Annotated in this window: 12 protein-coding genes; 6 read left to right on the forward strand and 6 right to left on the reverse strand. The window is 71.2% G+C overall.

Annotation, left to right across the window (positions count from 1 at the left end; translation table 11 throughout):
• The first annotated feature begins 78 nt into the window (after nt 1-78).
• Complete coding sequence (locus ACWGO6_RS18075) at nt 79-867, forward strand: hypothetical protein (protein ID WP_452327545.1); 789 nt, start codon at nt 79-81, stop codon at nt 865-867.
• Here ACWGO6_RS18075 and ACWGO6_RS18080 read toward each other — a convergent pair whose 3' ends face one another.
• Together ACWGO6_RS18080 and ACWGO6_RS18085 are read right to left on the reverse strand one after the other, a co-directional pair.
• Nucleotides 868-2,937, reverse strand: a complete 2,070-nt coding sequence (locus tag ACWGO6_RS18080; protein WP_452327546.1) for a sensor histidine kinase — start codon at nt 2,935-2,937, stop codon at nt 868-870.
• Nucleotides 2,934-4,829, reverse strand: a complete 1,896-nt coding sequence (locus ACWGO6_RS18085) for a hypothetical protein (protein ID WP_452327547.1) — start codon at nt 4,827-4,829, stop codon at nt 2,934-2,936. The genes ACWGO6_RS18080 and ACWGO6_RS18085 overlap by 4 nt, the downstream gene beginning before the upstream one ends.
• Before the next feature lie 464 nt (nt 4,830-5,293).
• Here ACWGO6_RS18085 and ACWGO6_RS18090 point away from each other — a divergent pair, with 464 nt between their 5' ends.
• The 4 genes from ACWGO6_RS18090 to ACWGO6_RS18105 all read left to right on the forward strand — a co-directional run bounded on the left by ACWGO6_RS18090 (nt 5,294) and on the right by ACWGO6_RS18105 (nt 8,307).
• Complete coding sequence (locus ACWGO6_RS18090) at nt 5,294-6,007, forward strand: response regulator (protein WP_452327548.1); 714 nt, start codon at nt 5,294-5,296, stop codon at nt 6,005-6,007.
• Nucleotides 6,008-6,030: 23 nt separating this feature from the next.
• Complete coding sequence (locus ACWGO6_RS18095) at nt 6,031-7,089, forward strand: VanZ family protein (RefSeq protein WP_452327549.1); 1,059 nt, start codon at nt 6,031-6,033, stop codon at nt 7,087-7,089.
• 186 nt (nt 7,090-7,275) lie between these two features.
• Nucleotides 7,276-8,010, forward strand: a complete 735-nt coding sequence (locus ACWGO6_RS18100; protein WP_452327550.1) for a GTP pyrophosphokinase — start codon at nt 7,276-7,278, stop codon at nt 8,008-8,010.
• 21 nt (nt 8,011-8,031) lie between these two features.
• Nucleotides 8,032-8,307: a hypothetical protein gene (locus tag ACWGO6_RS18105; RefSeq protein WP_452327551.1), complete on the forward strand. Its 276-nt coding sequence runs from the start codon at nt 8,032-8,034 to the stop codon at nt 8,305-8,307.
• Nucleotides 8,308-8,467: 160 nt separating this feature from the next.
• On the opposite strand, the gene ACWGO6_RS18110 is transcribed toward ACWGO6_RS18105, so the two are convergent.
• Nucleotides 8,468-9,259: an SDR family NAD(P)-dependent oxidoreductase gene (locus tag ACWGO6_RS18110; RefSeq protein WP_452327552.1), complete on the reverse strand. Its 792-nt coding sequence runs from the start codon at nt 9,257-9,259 to the stop codon at nt 8,468-8,470.
• Between the two features lie 89 nt (nt 9,260-9,348).
• On the opposite strand from ACWGO6_RS18110, the gene ACWGO6_RS18115 reads away from it, so the two are divergent.
• Nucleotides 9,349-9,852, forward strand: a complete 504-nt coding sequence (locus ACWGO6_RS18115; protein WP_452327553.1) for a MarR family winged helix-turn-helix transcriptional regulator — start codon at nt 9,349-9,351, stop codon at nt 9,850-9,852.
• Nucleotides 9,853-10,098: 246 nt separating this feature from the next.
• On the opposite strand, the gene ACWGO6_RS18120 is transcribed toward ACWGO6_RS18115, so the two are convergent.
• From ACWGO6_RS18120 to ACWGO6_RS18130, 3 genes are all read right to left on the reverse strand, one after another.
• A complete protein-coding gene (locus tag ACWGO6_RS18120; protein WP_452327554.1) occupies nt 10,099-11,463 on the reverse strand; it encodes a D-alanyl-D-alanine carboxypeptidase family protein in 1,365 nt (454 codons plus the stop codon).
• Nucleotides 11,464-11,766: 303 nt separating this feature from the next.
• Nucleotides 11,767-12,981: an amidohydrolase gene (locus ACWGO6_RS18125; RefSeq protein ID WP_136040533.1), complete on the reverse strand. Its 1,215-nt coding sequence runs from the start codon at nt 12,979-12,981 to the stop codon at nt 11,767-11,769.
• A gap of 107 nt (nt 12,982-13,088) precedes the next feature.
• Nucleotides 13,089-13,739 carry a TetR/AcrR family transcriptional regulator gene (locus ACWGO6_RS18130; protein ID WP_452327555.1) on the reverse strand — a complete coding sequence of 217 codons (651 nt, stop codon included), beginning with the start codon at nt 13,737-13,739 and terminating at the stop codon, nt 13,089-13,091.
• Nucleotides 13,740-13,867 lie beyond the last annotated feature (128 nt).

Genomic DNA, 13,867 nt, shown 5'->3' on the forward strand with positions numbered 1-13,867 from the left:
CCCTGACGCCCGGGATGGCCGGACGCCGAGAGTGGCGGCGTGCCCGCTCGGGGCGCACCGACAGAACAGGAGAGACGGATGTCTCAGACCACCGCCGCGCGAACCCGCGGCTCACGCCCACCGGCCGCACCCCGTGCAGGCCGCCTCTGGCTGCTGTGGGGTGTCGCCGCCGGCCTTCTCGGCTTCGCGGCCACCATCCTCTTCGACGTGCGGCCGTGGACCGAGGCCGACTACGAGCGCGGCGGTGTGCTCATCGCCGCCGCCGAGGACATGCCCAACCTCGATCCGATGGGCAACCAGCTCGGCTTCCTCTTCGGGTTCGCCGCCGTCGCCTGCCTTCTCGTGCTGCACGGCGCCTGGCGTGTCCGCACGGAACGGGTCCGGAATTCGGTGGCCTCCCGCGTCTTCTCCGCGGGACTCGTCACCTCGGCGGCGGGGCTCACGTTCGGGTACGGGTGGAAGGGCTCCCTCGCCCTCTACGGTCACGGCGGCCCTGAGTTTGGGAGCTTCGGCGACGAGGGCCTGCTCGTGTTCTACGCGCTGACCGACTTCGGCGCCTTCATCCCGTGGTTCGGGGTGCTCGTGTCGCTGGGAGCGCTCGCCGCCATGGCCTGGGTCGAGCGCTCGGTGTCGCGCATCCTCGGCACTCTGCTCGCGGGGTTGGTGCTGCTGGTGGTGGCGGGGTACATCGTCACCGGCGTCCCCGGGCTCGCGGGACCCGTGGGCGGTCTCGGCCTCGCTTTCGCGTCGCTGTGGATGCTGGTCGGCCGTCGCGGCGTCGCGATCGGAGACCACGTGGCGACGCGCCAGGACCTGGCGGCCTCCGCGGCATCCGACACCGAGTCCGACGCGGAGCAGCGGCGCTGATCATCTCAGCCGTGGGTCGGCGGCACGCACCAGCACGAGCGTGCCGCCGTCCGCCGGCTGCTCCCAGGCGATGCTGAGCCCCGCCTCCTGCGCCCACTCGCGCATCGACGCGAGACCGACGCCCGCGCCCGAGGCCTCACGCATGCCGCGCCCGTCGTCGCGCACGCACAGGACCACGCCCTCTTGGCCGCCGAGAGTGACCTCGACGGACGCGGCCTCAGCGTGGCGCACCGCGTTCAGAAGGGCCTCGGCCGCGATGCGCAGCAGGATGCCGGAGCGGCCGGGATCGAGGACGAGGGTGCCCGCGACGGAGAGATGCACCGTGCTTGCCGCGCCGGCGAACGACATCACGAGGCTGTGCAGCTCGGCCGCGAGGTCGTGCACCTCAGCCGTGCCTCCGCGTGCCAGTCCGGTCAGCGCCACGGTCTGTGCGTCCAGCAGTGCGTCGACTCCGCGCGCGGCGTCCTCCGCTGCCGCGCGATCGCCGCGTGCCAGGAAGTTGGATGCGGCGGCGAGTGAGAATCCGGCACCGGCGAGTGCGGGCCCCAGGCCGTCGTGCAGCTCGCGGCGGAGCGCCCGACGCTCGGCATGCCGCGCCTCCGCGGCCCTCCCCCGCGCCTCGTCCAGTGCGGTCGATGCGATGGCGAGGCGCACGACGACGCCGATCACGGGGACGAGATCGGCGATGGCTTCACGGGCTCGTCGCCCCACGGGTAGCTCCGGGTCCGGGCCGGTGACGGCGAGCACCGTTATCGCCCCGCTCTGCCCTCCGGGTCGCAGGGTGAAAAGGGAGGGGACACCCTCCGGTGTGCCGACGAGCACCCCCACGGCGTCATCGCCCGCCGACGGCGCCCCCGGCTCGGCGGTGGTGCTGATGCGCACCGAGCCGAGTCGCAACGTGCGGCGCAGCGCCGAGGCCAGCGCGCGCAGTCCATCGGCGCCGGTGGCGATCTCGCCGACCTCGGCTCCGAGAGTGCGCACGAGACGTTCCGGCGCTCCGGATTCGCCGTAGACGAGCCGGTCGACGCGGCGGTGGATGAGGCGCCTGGCGGGGAGCAGGCCGATCGCGATCACCGCGGCCGTCGTGAAGACAGCGATCGGGGTCGGCGGCGCCAGGGTCTCGAGCGTCGTGACGATGAGCAGGTATCCTCCGGCGGCCAGCACCGCGAGGATGCTGGTGGTCAGCACGGCGCTGACGGCCACGTCGATGCCGCGAAGACGATGTTGCAGGCCCATCACCAGCACGGCGGACGGATAGAAGATCTGCCCGACGATCGGGGCGATGGTGCCGAAGACCCAGATCGGCGCTGCGAGCTGCAGCGACGCGGGCAGCACGGTCACCACGTAGGACGCCGTGAGGAACACATGGCCGACGAACAGCCACAGCAGCGGCGACCTCTCGTCGCGCTGCGCCCGCATCGCCTGGCGCGCCAGGATCCCGGCGACCACGAGCGACGAGCACAGTGTCAGCGCCGCCGCGACCGCGTAGGCGCCCGGGAGCAGGCTCTGATACTCGGGCCAGGGTGGCGCGAGTGGGTTCTCGAGAGGGCCGTCGCCCTGCTGCGTCAGGGACGACACGGTCGCCACGGCGGCGGCGGCCACGACCACGCGCACCAGCACGCGGCGGAGCACGGACCGTCGTCTGGGCAGGAGCAGCACCGGCACGATCGCCGTCAGGAAGGTCCCCGGCACGAAGGCCCACCCGCCGGCATACGCGAGCAGTCCCGCTCCGGGGAGCGATGGATGCGCGAGCGACAGCAGACCGTACTGCACCCCGAACGCCGCGAGTCCGGAACCGACCGCGTGCACACCGAGCAGGATCGCCACCGGCTGCGGGCGGCGCAGCAGCAGCACGGCGGCGAGCGGCGCGTAGACGACCGCGACCGTGACGCCGATGTCGTCGAAGCGCGCCTGAGCCTCCGGCGGCGCCGGGGAGAGGAAGGTGCCGGCGACGGGGGCGGCGGGGAGCTGGAAGATCCAGGCGAGGGCGACCGACGCGGCAGCCAGTCCCCACGCCGGGATCAACACGGCGAGTGCGGCGAGGGCCCGTGCCGGTGCGGGGCGGTTCATGCCTTCCCCGTCACGGTCAGAGTGGTGGTCGACGCGTCGCCGTCGTCGTCGGTGCGGTATCCGGCCTCTTCCGCCCGTGCTCGGATCGCACCGAGTATCGGTCGGACGTGCTGTCGGGCGCCGAGCAGCCGCAGCTGCCACCGGTCGTCCGAATCCACGACGACTTCGATGCGCTCGATGCCGCCGCGTCGCCGCGCGCGCAGGACCGCCTCCGCGACGAGGTGGTACACCGCCTCCGGGCGCTCGGGCTCCTGTCGCACATCCGCGAGAAGGGCTGGGTGTTCGAAGCGTGCCGCAAGATCGGCGAGGGCGCCCGGCAGGTCGCCGGCATCCAGCGATCCGGGCAGGAGCGTACGTGCGAGGTCTCTCACGTCGGTCGTGGCCGCCTGCAGCGCCACGGTGGTCCGGGTGAGGAGCGCCCCGGGATCCGCGGCTCCCGGCAGGCCCTGCAGGTCGCGGCGGATGCTCGCGAGCGCCGGAACGATCCCGGCCTCGATCTCGGCGCGGGCGAACCGGCGCTCGCTCGCGGCGATGCGTCGGGCCCGGTCCCGCGCCTCGCGAAGCCCCTCGTTGACCCCGGCGAGGAGCACGGCGACGCTCAACACCCCGCCGATCCGGCGCAGCGCATCGATCGTCCGCGGCTCGGGGCGACGACCTGCGGTTCCGCACACCTCCACCGTTCCGCATGGTCCGTCTGCTGCGACGAGGGTGATGGTCTGCCGGGTCGCCGGATCGATGCGCCCGGCCTCGACCCGGGACCCCTCTCCCGTCGAGGAGGTGATGGCGACCCCGCCGAGCCGCAGGGACTGCCGGAGGGCAGCAGCCAGGGCGCCGAGCGACCCGGTGTCCCCTCCCACGATCTCCTCGCTGACCGTCCGGAGCAGTGCGCGGGGATCGGCAGATCGTCCATAGAGCAGCTGGTCGACCGCACGCTGGATGCCGCGGCGGGCAGGCTCGGCGCCGATGGCCAGGAGCACGACGGCGATCATCCCTCCACTGGTGGGAGTGAGTGGGGCAAGCTGGGCCGCGCTCGCCGCGACCGCGCCGTACGCGACGAGCAGGGCGGACACCAGCAGCACCCCGACGGCGAAGCGCGCACGCGGTGGGTCGACGGCATCGGGAGCACGCGCGATCGCCGTGAGGAGGAAGGATGCCGCGGCGAACAGTACGCCGGCGGGGAGGAACGCTGCGGCGAACGCCGTGCCGATGAGGGAGGGGCCGCTCTCGTCACCGACGATGTAGCCCCCCACGCCCGAGAGCAGGAGTGCGAAGTGCGCGATGGCGAGCCAGAGCGCGGCTTCTCGATCCGGGGACGGACGGCGCGCCGCCGCCCACAGGATCATCAGCCCGGATCCGAGGGCGAGCGCGAGCCACACGATCCACAGTGCGGCGGCGAGCGGGACGGGTCGACCCTGCTGGAGCTCCGCGGCGCTCGTGACACCGATCGCGGTGGAGAGCAGGGCCCCGGCGACCAGCAGCGAGCGTGACCGGAGCATGACGGCCGCGCCGAGAACGCCCGCGACCGTGAGGCCGCCCGGCATCCAGGCGACGCCGAGGATGTCGAGCCAGACGCCGCCGTCGATCCCGATCGCGCGGAGTCCCGAGGCGAGGGTGGACAGTCCCGCACCGACGGCCGTCACCGCCAGGGCGATCGGGAACAACGGACCGCCGCGCCCCCCGTGCCCGCCTCGGGCCGGGAGCAGGGCGGCGGCACCGCCGAATCCGAGCGCGGCGCTGAGGGTGCCGACGGCCTCGATTCCGGAGGCCGAGAGCAGGCACAGCGCCATGCCGGTGAGGGCGGGCAGCCACGAGAACACGAGCAGGAGAGCGACGGGCAGCGTGCGGGTGGCGCGCTGCGGTGCCTCCGTCGTCGTGCGTGCGGCGGCCGTCATGGGCACGGGCGCTCCTCTCTGCGCCTCAGTGTGCCCGAGCGATGGCCGGCGAATCCAGCATCCGACGCGTCCCGGGTCGCATCTCCCGTGACGTCGGGACGCGGCCCCCTCTCGATCGGGACATCGGGACGCCTATCGTCGGCTCTGGTCGACGATGTCACGTCGACGCGAGGAGGGACCATGCGCGGTCGAGCGGGGCGAACCGTGCCAGAGCGGGCGCAGACTGCGGTCGGCGTCCGTCGGCGTGCTGGGGGACGCCGATCCGGGTGGCTCTCGACGGCTTCGAGCCGGTCGGGCGACAACGGGGACTCGGCGGGAGCAGATGGGGCTGCTCCCGCCGAGGATGCTCCGCGCCCGCGCCCGCGCCTGCGCCCGCGCCCGAGCCCGAGCCCGCAGCCCGAGCCCGAGCCCGCCGGAGCGCAGCGGTGATGCGCTCCGGACGGGGGAACGCTAGCGTGAGCGGCATGCCGGAGCAGCCGATCGATGCGGGTGCGTCGGAGCTCGAGGGCTCCGTGCGCATCTTCGTCGTCGACGACCATCCCGTCTTCGCGTTCGGCATGTCGAGCTTCCTCGAATCGATCGAGGGCTTCGAGGTGGTCGGTCGGGCGGGCACGGAAGACGACGCCGTCGAGGGGGTCCTGGCTGCGCAGCCGGACGTCGTGCTCATGGACGTCGATCTCGGAGCGGGGTCGGGTGTCGAGGCCACGCGCCGCATCGTCCGTGCCGCCCCCGGTATCGGGGTGCTCATCGTCACGATGCTCGGCGACGACGACTCCGTGTTCGCCGCGCTGCGCGCCGGAGCCCGCGGCTACCTGCTCAAGAGCGCTCTGCCCGACGAGATCGAGCGCGGGCTGCGGGCGGTGGCTGCGGGCGACGTGTTGCTCACCGCGGAGGTCGGGCGGCGGGCGATCGACCTGCTCTCCGGGGCACGCACGACCGGGCCGGTGGTGTTCCCCGAGCTCACGCACCGGGAGCGCGAGGTGCTCGACCTCATCGCCCGCGGGCTCGACAACCAGGCGGTCGCCCGCCGGCTGGTGCTCTCCTCGAAGACGGTGCGCAACTATCTGTCCGGCATCCTCGCGAAGCTCGCGGTCTCCGATCGCAGCGCGCTCATCGTCCGGGCGCGCGAAGCCGGACTCGGCCAGGACGCCGCCGCGCCGCATCCCGACCCGGGCTGAACGCGCAGCTACACTGGCACGCTGTGGAAGATCAGGTGCTGCTCGGGTTCATCGCGATCGCGATCGGAGTGGCCTTCGGCATCCTCCTGTTCGTGCCGTTCGTGGCGATCAGCTACCGCCGGCGCGGGCGGCTCGGCCTCGGGCGCACGCTGCTCTGGCTGTCGGCCCTGATCTACTTCTGGGCGATCTGGACATACACCCTGCTTCCGCTGCCCGACCCCGACATGATCCGCTGCGTCGGGGCGATCACCGATCCGATGTCGGTCGTGCGCGACGTGCAGAAGGCGTTCGCGGCGTCGGGCAACCCGCTGCGGCAGCCGGCCCTGCTGCAGCTGGTGTTCAACGTGCTGCTGTTCGTGCCGCTCGGATTCTTCGTCCGGGTGCTCGCCGGCCGCGGCATCCTGACGGCGCTCGTGGCCGGGTTCGGACTCTCGCTGCTGGTCGAGACGACGCAGCTGACCGGAGTATGGGGCGTCTACCCCTGCGCGTATCGCTTCTTCGACGTGGGCGATCTGATGACGAACACCCTCGGTGCCGTCGTCGGCTGCACCGTGGCGCTCATCGTTCCGCGGTCGATGCGCGGCGCGGAGGCGCGCCCCGACGCCGACCTGCCCCGTCCGGTCACCCGCGGCCGCCGTGTGCTCGCGATGTTGTGCGACTTCCTCGCCTACGGGTTCGTGAGCATGGGAGCCGGCGTGATCGTGCAGGTGTGGCTGGAGTTCGTCGCGGAGGATCGCGCTGCGGTGCTCGACGGCACCGTCGCGTCGGCGGCGGCCACGATCGTCCCGTCCGCGCTGTTCCTGGTGTTGATCCTGGTGGGCGGGCGTTCGATCGGCGACGTCGCCGTGCAGCTCCGCTACGGCGGGTCGCGTCTGCCGGCACCCGTCGCGCGCCTCCTGCGCTGGGCGGGCGGCATCGGCGGGATCAGCGCTCTTCAGCTGCCGGGCGGGATCTTCGGGTTCGCGGCGGCCGTCCTGTTCCTCGCCGCGGTCATCCTGCCTTTCACCACCCGCGCCGGGCGCGGGCTCCCCGGCATCCTCTCCGGCCAGCACCTGCAGGATGCCCGAACCCCCGCCTCCTAACCCCGCCCCCGCCCCCTCGCCCCACCCCGCCCCATCCCTCGCTTCCGGTCGCAGTTTCTGCCGGAACGGCGGCTCGATACCGACAGCAACTGCGCCCGGAGCGCCCGGTGGCGCACCCGCATGGGAATCGTGAGGACATCGGACTTCCACAGCGGTTTCCGATCACGAACGCGTAACGTCGATGCCATGTCGACCGTTCACGTCACCGAGGACACGATCAACCAGGCCCGCGAGTTGCGTGACGAGCTGCAGCGGTTCCTGCGCGAGTACGAGTTCGGGATGCGCGAGGTCGAGACGAAGATCTCGATCCTCCGTGACGAGTTCACGCACGACCACGCGTACAACCCGATCGAGCACGTGAAGAGCCGACTGAAGTCGCCGGACAGCATCGTCGAGAAGATCGCCCGCAAGGGGATCGACGAGCCCGACTTCGACCGCATCCGCGCCGAGATCACCGACATCGCCGGCGTGCGCGTGACCTGCAGCTTCGTCGCCGACGTGTACCGTCTGTTCGACCTGCTCACCGCGCAGGATGACGTCACCGTGCGCACCGTCAAGGACTACATCGCGCACCCGAAGGACAACGGCTACAAGAGCCTGCACGCGATCATCGAGGTTCCCGTGTTCCTGTCGACGGGCGCGCTGTCCGTCCCGGTCGAGGTGCAGTTCCGCACGATCGCGATGGACTTCTGGGCGAGCCTCGAGCACAAGATCTACTACAAGTTCTCGAACCAGGTGCCCTCTCACCTGGTCGACAGCCTGTCGGATGCCGCGGATGCCGCCGCCGAGCTCGACAGCCGCATGGAGCGCCTGCACCGCGAGGCGCACGGCATCCCTCTGCGCCAGCTCGCCCCGCCGCCGCCCCCTGCGCCGCGCTCTGCTCCGCCCGCCGCGGCCGACCCTCGAGTCGTCGGGGTCTAGTCCGCGGTACGGTCGATCTCGATGACTTCGACGACTTCGACCGCTCCTCCGACATCCTCTCTGCGTGAGGATGTCGGAGAGCTCCCGCTGCTCGACGGGAGCGACCCGCGCTGCGAATGCGACCACGGAGCCGGCGACGATTATGCGGCGTGTGGAGCCAAGGCCCGCTGGCGGGTCACGGTCGAATGCACCTGTGGCGGGGCGCATCCGCGCCGCGTCGAGCTGCTGTGCACGCAGTGCCTGGCCAATCGGCGCCGCGAGCTCGAGCGCGAGTCGATCACGATCCGCGCCATCTGACGCCTGCCGCGGCCGATCGCACTTCCCGCGGACGTTTCGTGGCAGAACGGCCGGCGGAAGTGCGAATCACCGACGGGAGCGCAACCCGCGCTGGCTCGGATGAGGGGGCGAGGTCTCGACCTGGGTGGTCGCGGGGGTGCGACCCGGCGGTGCGCCCGGCTCAGAGGATCGTCGTGAGCGTCCCGCCGTCGGCGCGCAGCGCGGCGCCGTTCGTCGCCGAGGCGCGCGGGCTCGCCAGGTACGCAGCCAGGTGCGCGATCTCCTCGGGCTCGATGAACCGCTCCAGCAGCGAGGTGGTGTTGCGTGCGGCGATGGCCTGCTTGAGGTCGGCCGGATCCATACCCTGGGCGCGGGCGATCTGCTCGACGGCGCGTGCGACGCCCTGCGAGTAGGTCGGTCCGCCGACGATGCTGTTGACGGTCACGCTGGTGCCGCGCGTCGACTTGGCCAGGCCGTTCGCGAGGGCGAGCATGGCTGCCTTGGTCGCGCCGTAGTGCGTCATGTCGGCGGGGACGTCGATCCCCGACTCGCTCGACACGAAGAGGATCCGCCCCCAGCCGCGGGTGAGCATCCCGTCGAGTACATGGCGGGAGAGGCGGACCCCGCTCATGACGTTCACGTCGAAGTACCGCTGCCACTCGTCGTCCGAGATGTCGGTGAACGTCCGCACGTCGAAGATGCCGACGTTGTTGACGAGGATGTCGATGTCCCCGAGCTGGCCCACGAGGTGCCGCACCTGAGCGGCGTCGGCGAAGTCGGCCGCGATGCCCGTGACGTCGACACCGGGTCGGAGGGCGCGCAGTCCCTCGGCCGAGGTGTGCAGGCGCTGCTCATCGCGTCCGTTGATCACCACGTCGGCGCCGGCGCGGACGAGTTCCGCCGCGATCGCGTATCCGATCCCCTCGGTCGATCCGCTGATGAATGCGCGCTTGCCGGTGAGTTCGAGTTCCATCTGGGTCTCCTCTATGGATTGACTTTCCTGAGCAAGTCAAAATGACTTTCCTGGTCAAGTCAAATCGCGAGAACCTATACGCTGAGAAGATGACGACGAACGGTGCGATCCCGCCACTGACGGGCGAGGAACTCGAGACCTGGTCGGCCGTGGCGACGGTGCTTGAGTGGCTGCCCGCGGCGCTCGACGCCCAGCTCCAGCGCGACGCGCAGGTCACGCATTTCGAGTTCGGTGTGCTCTACGCGCTCGCGCATGCCGAGGGCGGGCAGTTGCGGATGAGCGTGCTGTCGTCGTTTGCGAACAGCACGCTGTCACGGCTGTCCCGTGCGGCCACGCGCCTCGAGGCGAAGGGATGGATGCAGCGCACCCCCGACCCGAGCGACGGCCGATTCACCCTCGCGGTCATCACCGAGAGCGGTCGCGCCAAAGTCGACGAGGCGGCTCCCGGTCACGCGGAGCTGGTGCGCGAACTGGTCCTCGATCGGATCACGGCAGCGCAGCGCCGGCAGCTGCGGGAGATCTCGCGGCGGATCGCCGGTGCCCTCCGCGACGAGGGTGGATGGCGCCCGCCGGCCTCTGCCAACTCGGCCTGACGCCCCCTCTCGCGGGGCGCCAGCCGCGGCCGATCGCACTTCCAGCGGCCGTTTCGTGGCAGAACGGCCGACGGGAGCGCGGTTCACCGGCGGGAGTGCGAATCACGCGCACCCGCTCTCGCGTCGCGCCTGCCGCGGCCGATCGCACTTCCCGCGGCCGTTTCGTGGCACAACGGCCGACGGGAGCGCGATTCACCGACGGGAGTGCGAATCACGCGCACCCGCACGAGCGCGCCGCTCCAGCCCTCACTCTCCAGACGCTGCACCGAGCTCGGCCGGGTGGGTGAGCCGCCACCACTCGGTCGGAGGATCGATGCTGCCAGTGATCGCGACCGGGGCCGTCACGGTCTGCGGCCCGGCGGTCCAGGTGATGCTCCCCACGACCGTGCCGTCGCGGTAGGTCGGCGGAGTCTCGATGTCCATCGTCGCGACGATCGGGGTGTCCGACCAGGTGAAGATCGCCGCATCCTCGCCGATCACGAGCTGGGCCGTGGATCCCCAGGGTGTCGTGATCGTGCCGATCTCCTGTCCGGATGTCGCGACGGGCACGTCGTGGAAGCCGGCACGGATGCTGTCCAGCGCGGCGAGCACGCTGCTGTTCACGGACTCGCGCGTCGGTCCTCCGAGGATGACGCCGGTCACCGCGAGCGGGTCGGCGGTGCCCACGACGAGTGTCGCGGTGTAGAGCAGGCTGTACGTGCCCTGGCCGAGGGTGCCGGTCTTCAACCCCGTGATGCCGCTGGTTCCGAGCAGGCCGTTGGTGTTGTACAACTGGCCGGCGCCCGGTAGCGAGATCGACGGGGTCGCGACGATCTGAGCGATCGTCGGATTCGCCGCGGCGAGCTTCCCGATGGCCAGGAGGTCGGCGGTCGTGCTCGTGTTGCGCGGGCTGATGCCGGTGGGCTCGGTGATCGTGGTGCCCGTCAAGCCGTGGGCGGAGAGCCAGTCGCGCGTTGCGCCGAGGAACGCTTCCTGCGATCCGAAGATCCGGGACGACAGCGCCTCGGCGTAGTTGCTCGCCGATGGGATCAGCATCGCGGCGAGGGCATCACGCAGCGACATCGAGGTGCCCGTGGGCATGGGGGCGATGGTCGCGCCGAGCACGTAGTACTCGTCGTAGAGGTCGTGGTCGGACTTGCTGAAGGTGATCGTGGGTCCGGGGTCGTCGGCGGAGGCGAGCGGCACGGCATCGAGGATAACCAGCGCGGTGATGAGCTTGGTGATGCTCGCGATGGGGAGCGGGTCGCCGGTTCCGCTCGACGACCAGATTCCGCTCGCGCCCTCGCCCAGATACGCGTCCGCGCCGGAGATGCTGATCGCCGATGAAGCGGCGGGGACCGCGGCGATGGACGCGGCCGCGCCGGCAGGCACCGGCGGAATCTGCGAGGTCACCTTCGGCGGATTCACCGGAGCGGTGAGAGTCCACGCGATGTAGCCTCCGGTCGCGGCCAGCAGCAGGACGACACAGGCGGCGGTGATGATGAGCCCCCGGCGTCTGCGTCGCCTGTACGCCTCCGGGTCGCGATCACGGGCGGAGACGAACTCCTGCTCGTGGGTCATCAACTCCGCGAAGTCGGACAGCTCGTCCGTCGGTCGGTCCGGCCCCGTCAACGAGGGAGCCCGTCACCGAGCGCGTCCGGCATGAGCACGAGGTACCTCCATGAAAGTCCGCTCCGACCTCGAGGCAGAGCCCTTCCGAGGAACCATGTGTGGTCATCATGGCGGACATCCGCCGCCCGCGCTATCGGCCATTCGGGGGACACGCGCTGCGTGCCTCGCACCGGCTGCGGCCATCCGCACTCCCGTCGGCCGTTTCTCGCCAGAACGGCCGACGGAAGCGCGATTCACCGACGGAAGCGCGGGCCGGGCCGCCGCAGCCACAGCCGGGCCGCAGCCGCGACCAAGCCCGCGGCTCTAACCCAGGAACTCCCGCGCCGCGGCCGACAGCGCCGTGACGCCGACCTCGATGGTGGGGTGGATCTCCGGGGCGAAGAAGGGGGAGTGGTTGGTCGGGATGTCCTTCTCCAGGCGCCCGGCCGCGCTCGCCTCGGCGAAACGGACCGGGTCGATGCCGCCCCAGAACCAGAACACCAGCGGCACCCCGGCATCCCGCGCGAACCACGACACGTCCTCGCTGCCGGTGAACATGCCGGGGTCGATGACGGATGCTTCGCCCAGGGCACGCTGGAGCGCTGCGGTCACGCGTGCCGTGGCATCCTCGTCGTTGATCGTCGCCGGAAGAGTGTGGTCGGTGCGGATCTCGGGCTCCCGCTCGGCGCCGGATGCCGTGGCCTCCGCCCGCACGATGCGCTCGACGCTCGCGAGCACCTTCTCTCGCGCCTCTTCGTTCGGGTAGCGCAGGCTGAGTTCGAGCTTCGCCTCCGCGGGGATGATGTTGTTCTTGAGGCCGGCGTGGATCGAGCCGACCGTCACGACGGCGACGCCCTGCGGGTCGATCTCGCGCGAGGTGATGGTCTGCAGACGCATTACCGTCGCCGCGGCCATGACCACCGGATCGATCGTGGCGTGCGGGCGGGAACCGTGGCCACCGCGTCCGTGCAGAGTCACGGTCAGGCCGTCGGATGCCGCCATCTGGGTTCCGCTGCGCACACCGATGATGCCGGCGGGCAGCGGCGTGACGTGCTGGCCGAGCACGACGTCGGGCTTCGGGTAGCGGTCGAGGACCCCGGCGTCGAGCATCGCGCGCGCGCCGGCGCCGTACTCCTCGGCGGGCTGGATCACCACGACGAGAGTGCCCGACCACTGATCGCGTTCGGCGACGAGCTTCTCGACCGCGCCGATCATGGCGGTGACGTGCATGTCGTGGCCGCAGGCGTGCATGACGGGAACGGTCGTGCCGGCGGGGTCGACGCCGTGGGCGGTGCTCGCGTAGGCGAGACCGGTCTGCTCCTCGACCGGCAGCGCGTCCATGTCGGCGCGCACCCACACGACCGGCCCGTCGCCGTTGCGCAGCACGCCGACGACGCCCGTGACGCCTACGCCCTCTTCGACCTCGAGCCCGAGGTCGCGCAGATGCTGGGCGGCGATGCCGGCGGTGCGCGTCTCCTGGAACGAGAGCTCCGGATGCTGATGCAGGTCGATGTACAGCGCTTCGAGGTCGATCGTCATGGCCCGAGCCTAGCCGTGGCAGCTCGCCTCGCCGAGACCCCTGGTTTCCGCCGACACCCCGTCTCCGCGACAGCGCCAGGGCGGGGTCTCGACGAGAAGCCGGGGTCTCAGCTCGTGGAAGCCGCGTACGTCGACAGCTCCGGTCCGGGGTGCAGCACGCCGTTCACGATCGCGCGGATCGCGAACTCGCTCGCGCGGCCCAGCTCGACCGTTCCGGGGTGCAGGAGCCACTGCAGCTGCAGCCCGTCCATCACGGCGAGGATCGCGGCCGCCGCGTCGGCGATCGTGTCGGGATCGCGCACACCCTCTTGGGTGCACAGCTCGTGGAACGCCGCGGTGACCTCGCGCCGGAGCGTCGTGTACCGGTCCTCAAAGTACTCCCGGCCGGGGTGGTCGTCGGTCACGGATTCCGACGAGAGCACGGTGTACGCCTGCACGATGCCGGGGCGACGCTCGTTGGCGTAGGCCGTGCGCACGAGGTGCAGGAAGAGCTCGGGGCCGCCGGGGATGTGCTTCTCGGCGAGTTCGGCGACGTCGGTCTGATCGCGATAGGAGAGCACCTCGAGCAACAGTTTCTGCTTCGATCCGAAGTGATGGAGCACCCCGGCGTGTGTGATCCCGACCTGGTCGGCGACGTCGGCGAGGGTGCCGTTGGTGGAGCCCTTGTTGCCGAAGATCTCGACCGCAGCCTTGAGGATCTGCTCGCGTTTCGCGAGGGTCGCCGGGCGCACGCGGACGGTCTGGTCGCTGTCTGCCACCGCGGCCTCCTCTCTCTCGCAAGCCGTGCTTGCGATCCAACTTACTCCTCGGTAACCTCACGGAAGCTTACTTTCTCGACAGTAAGCGAATCACGACGGCCGGCGGACCCCCATCCCCGGCGACACAG

Source organism: Microbacterium sp. NPDC055665, from assembly GCF_053618035.1.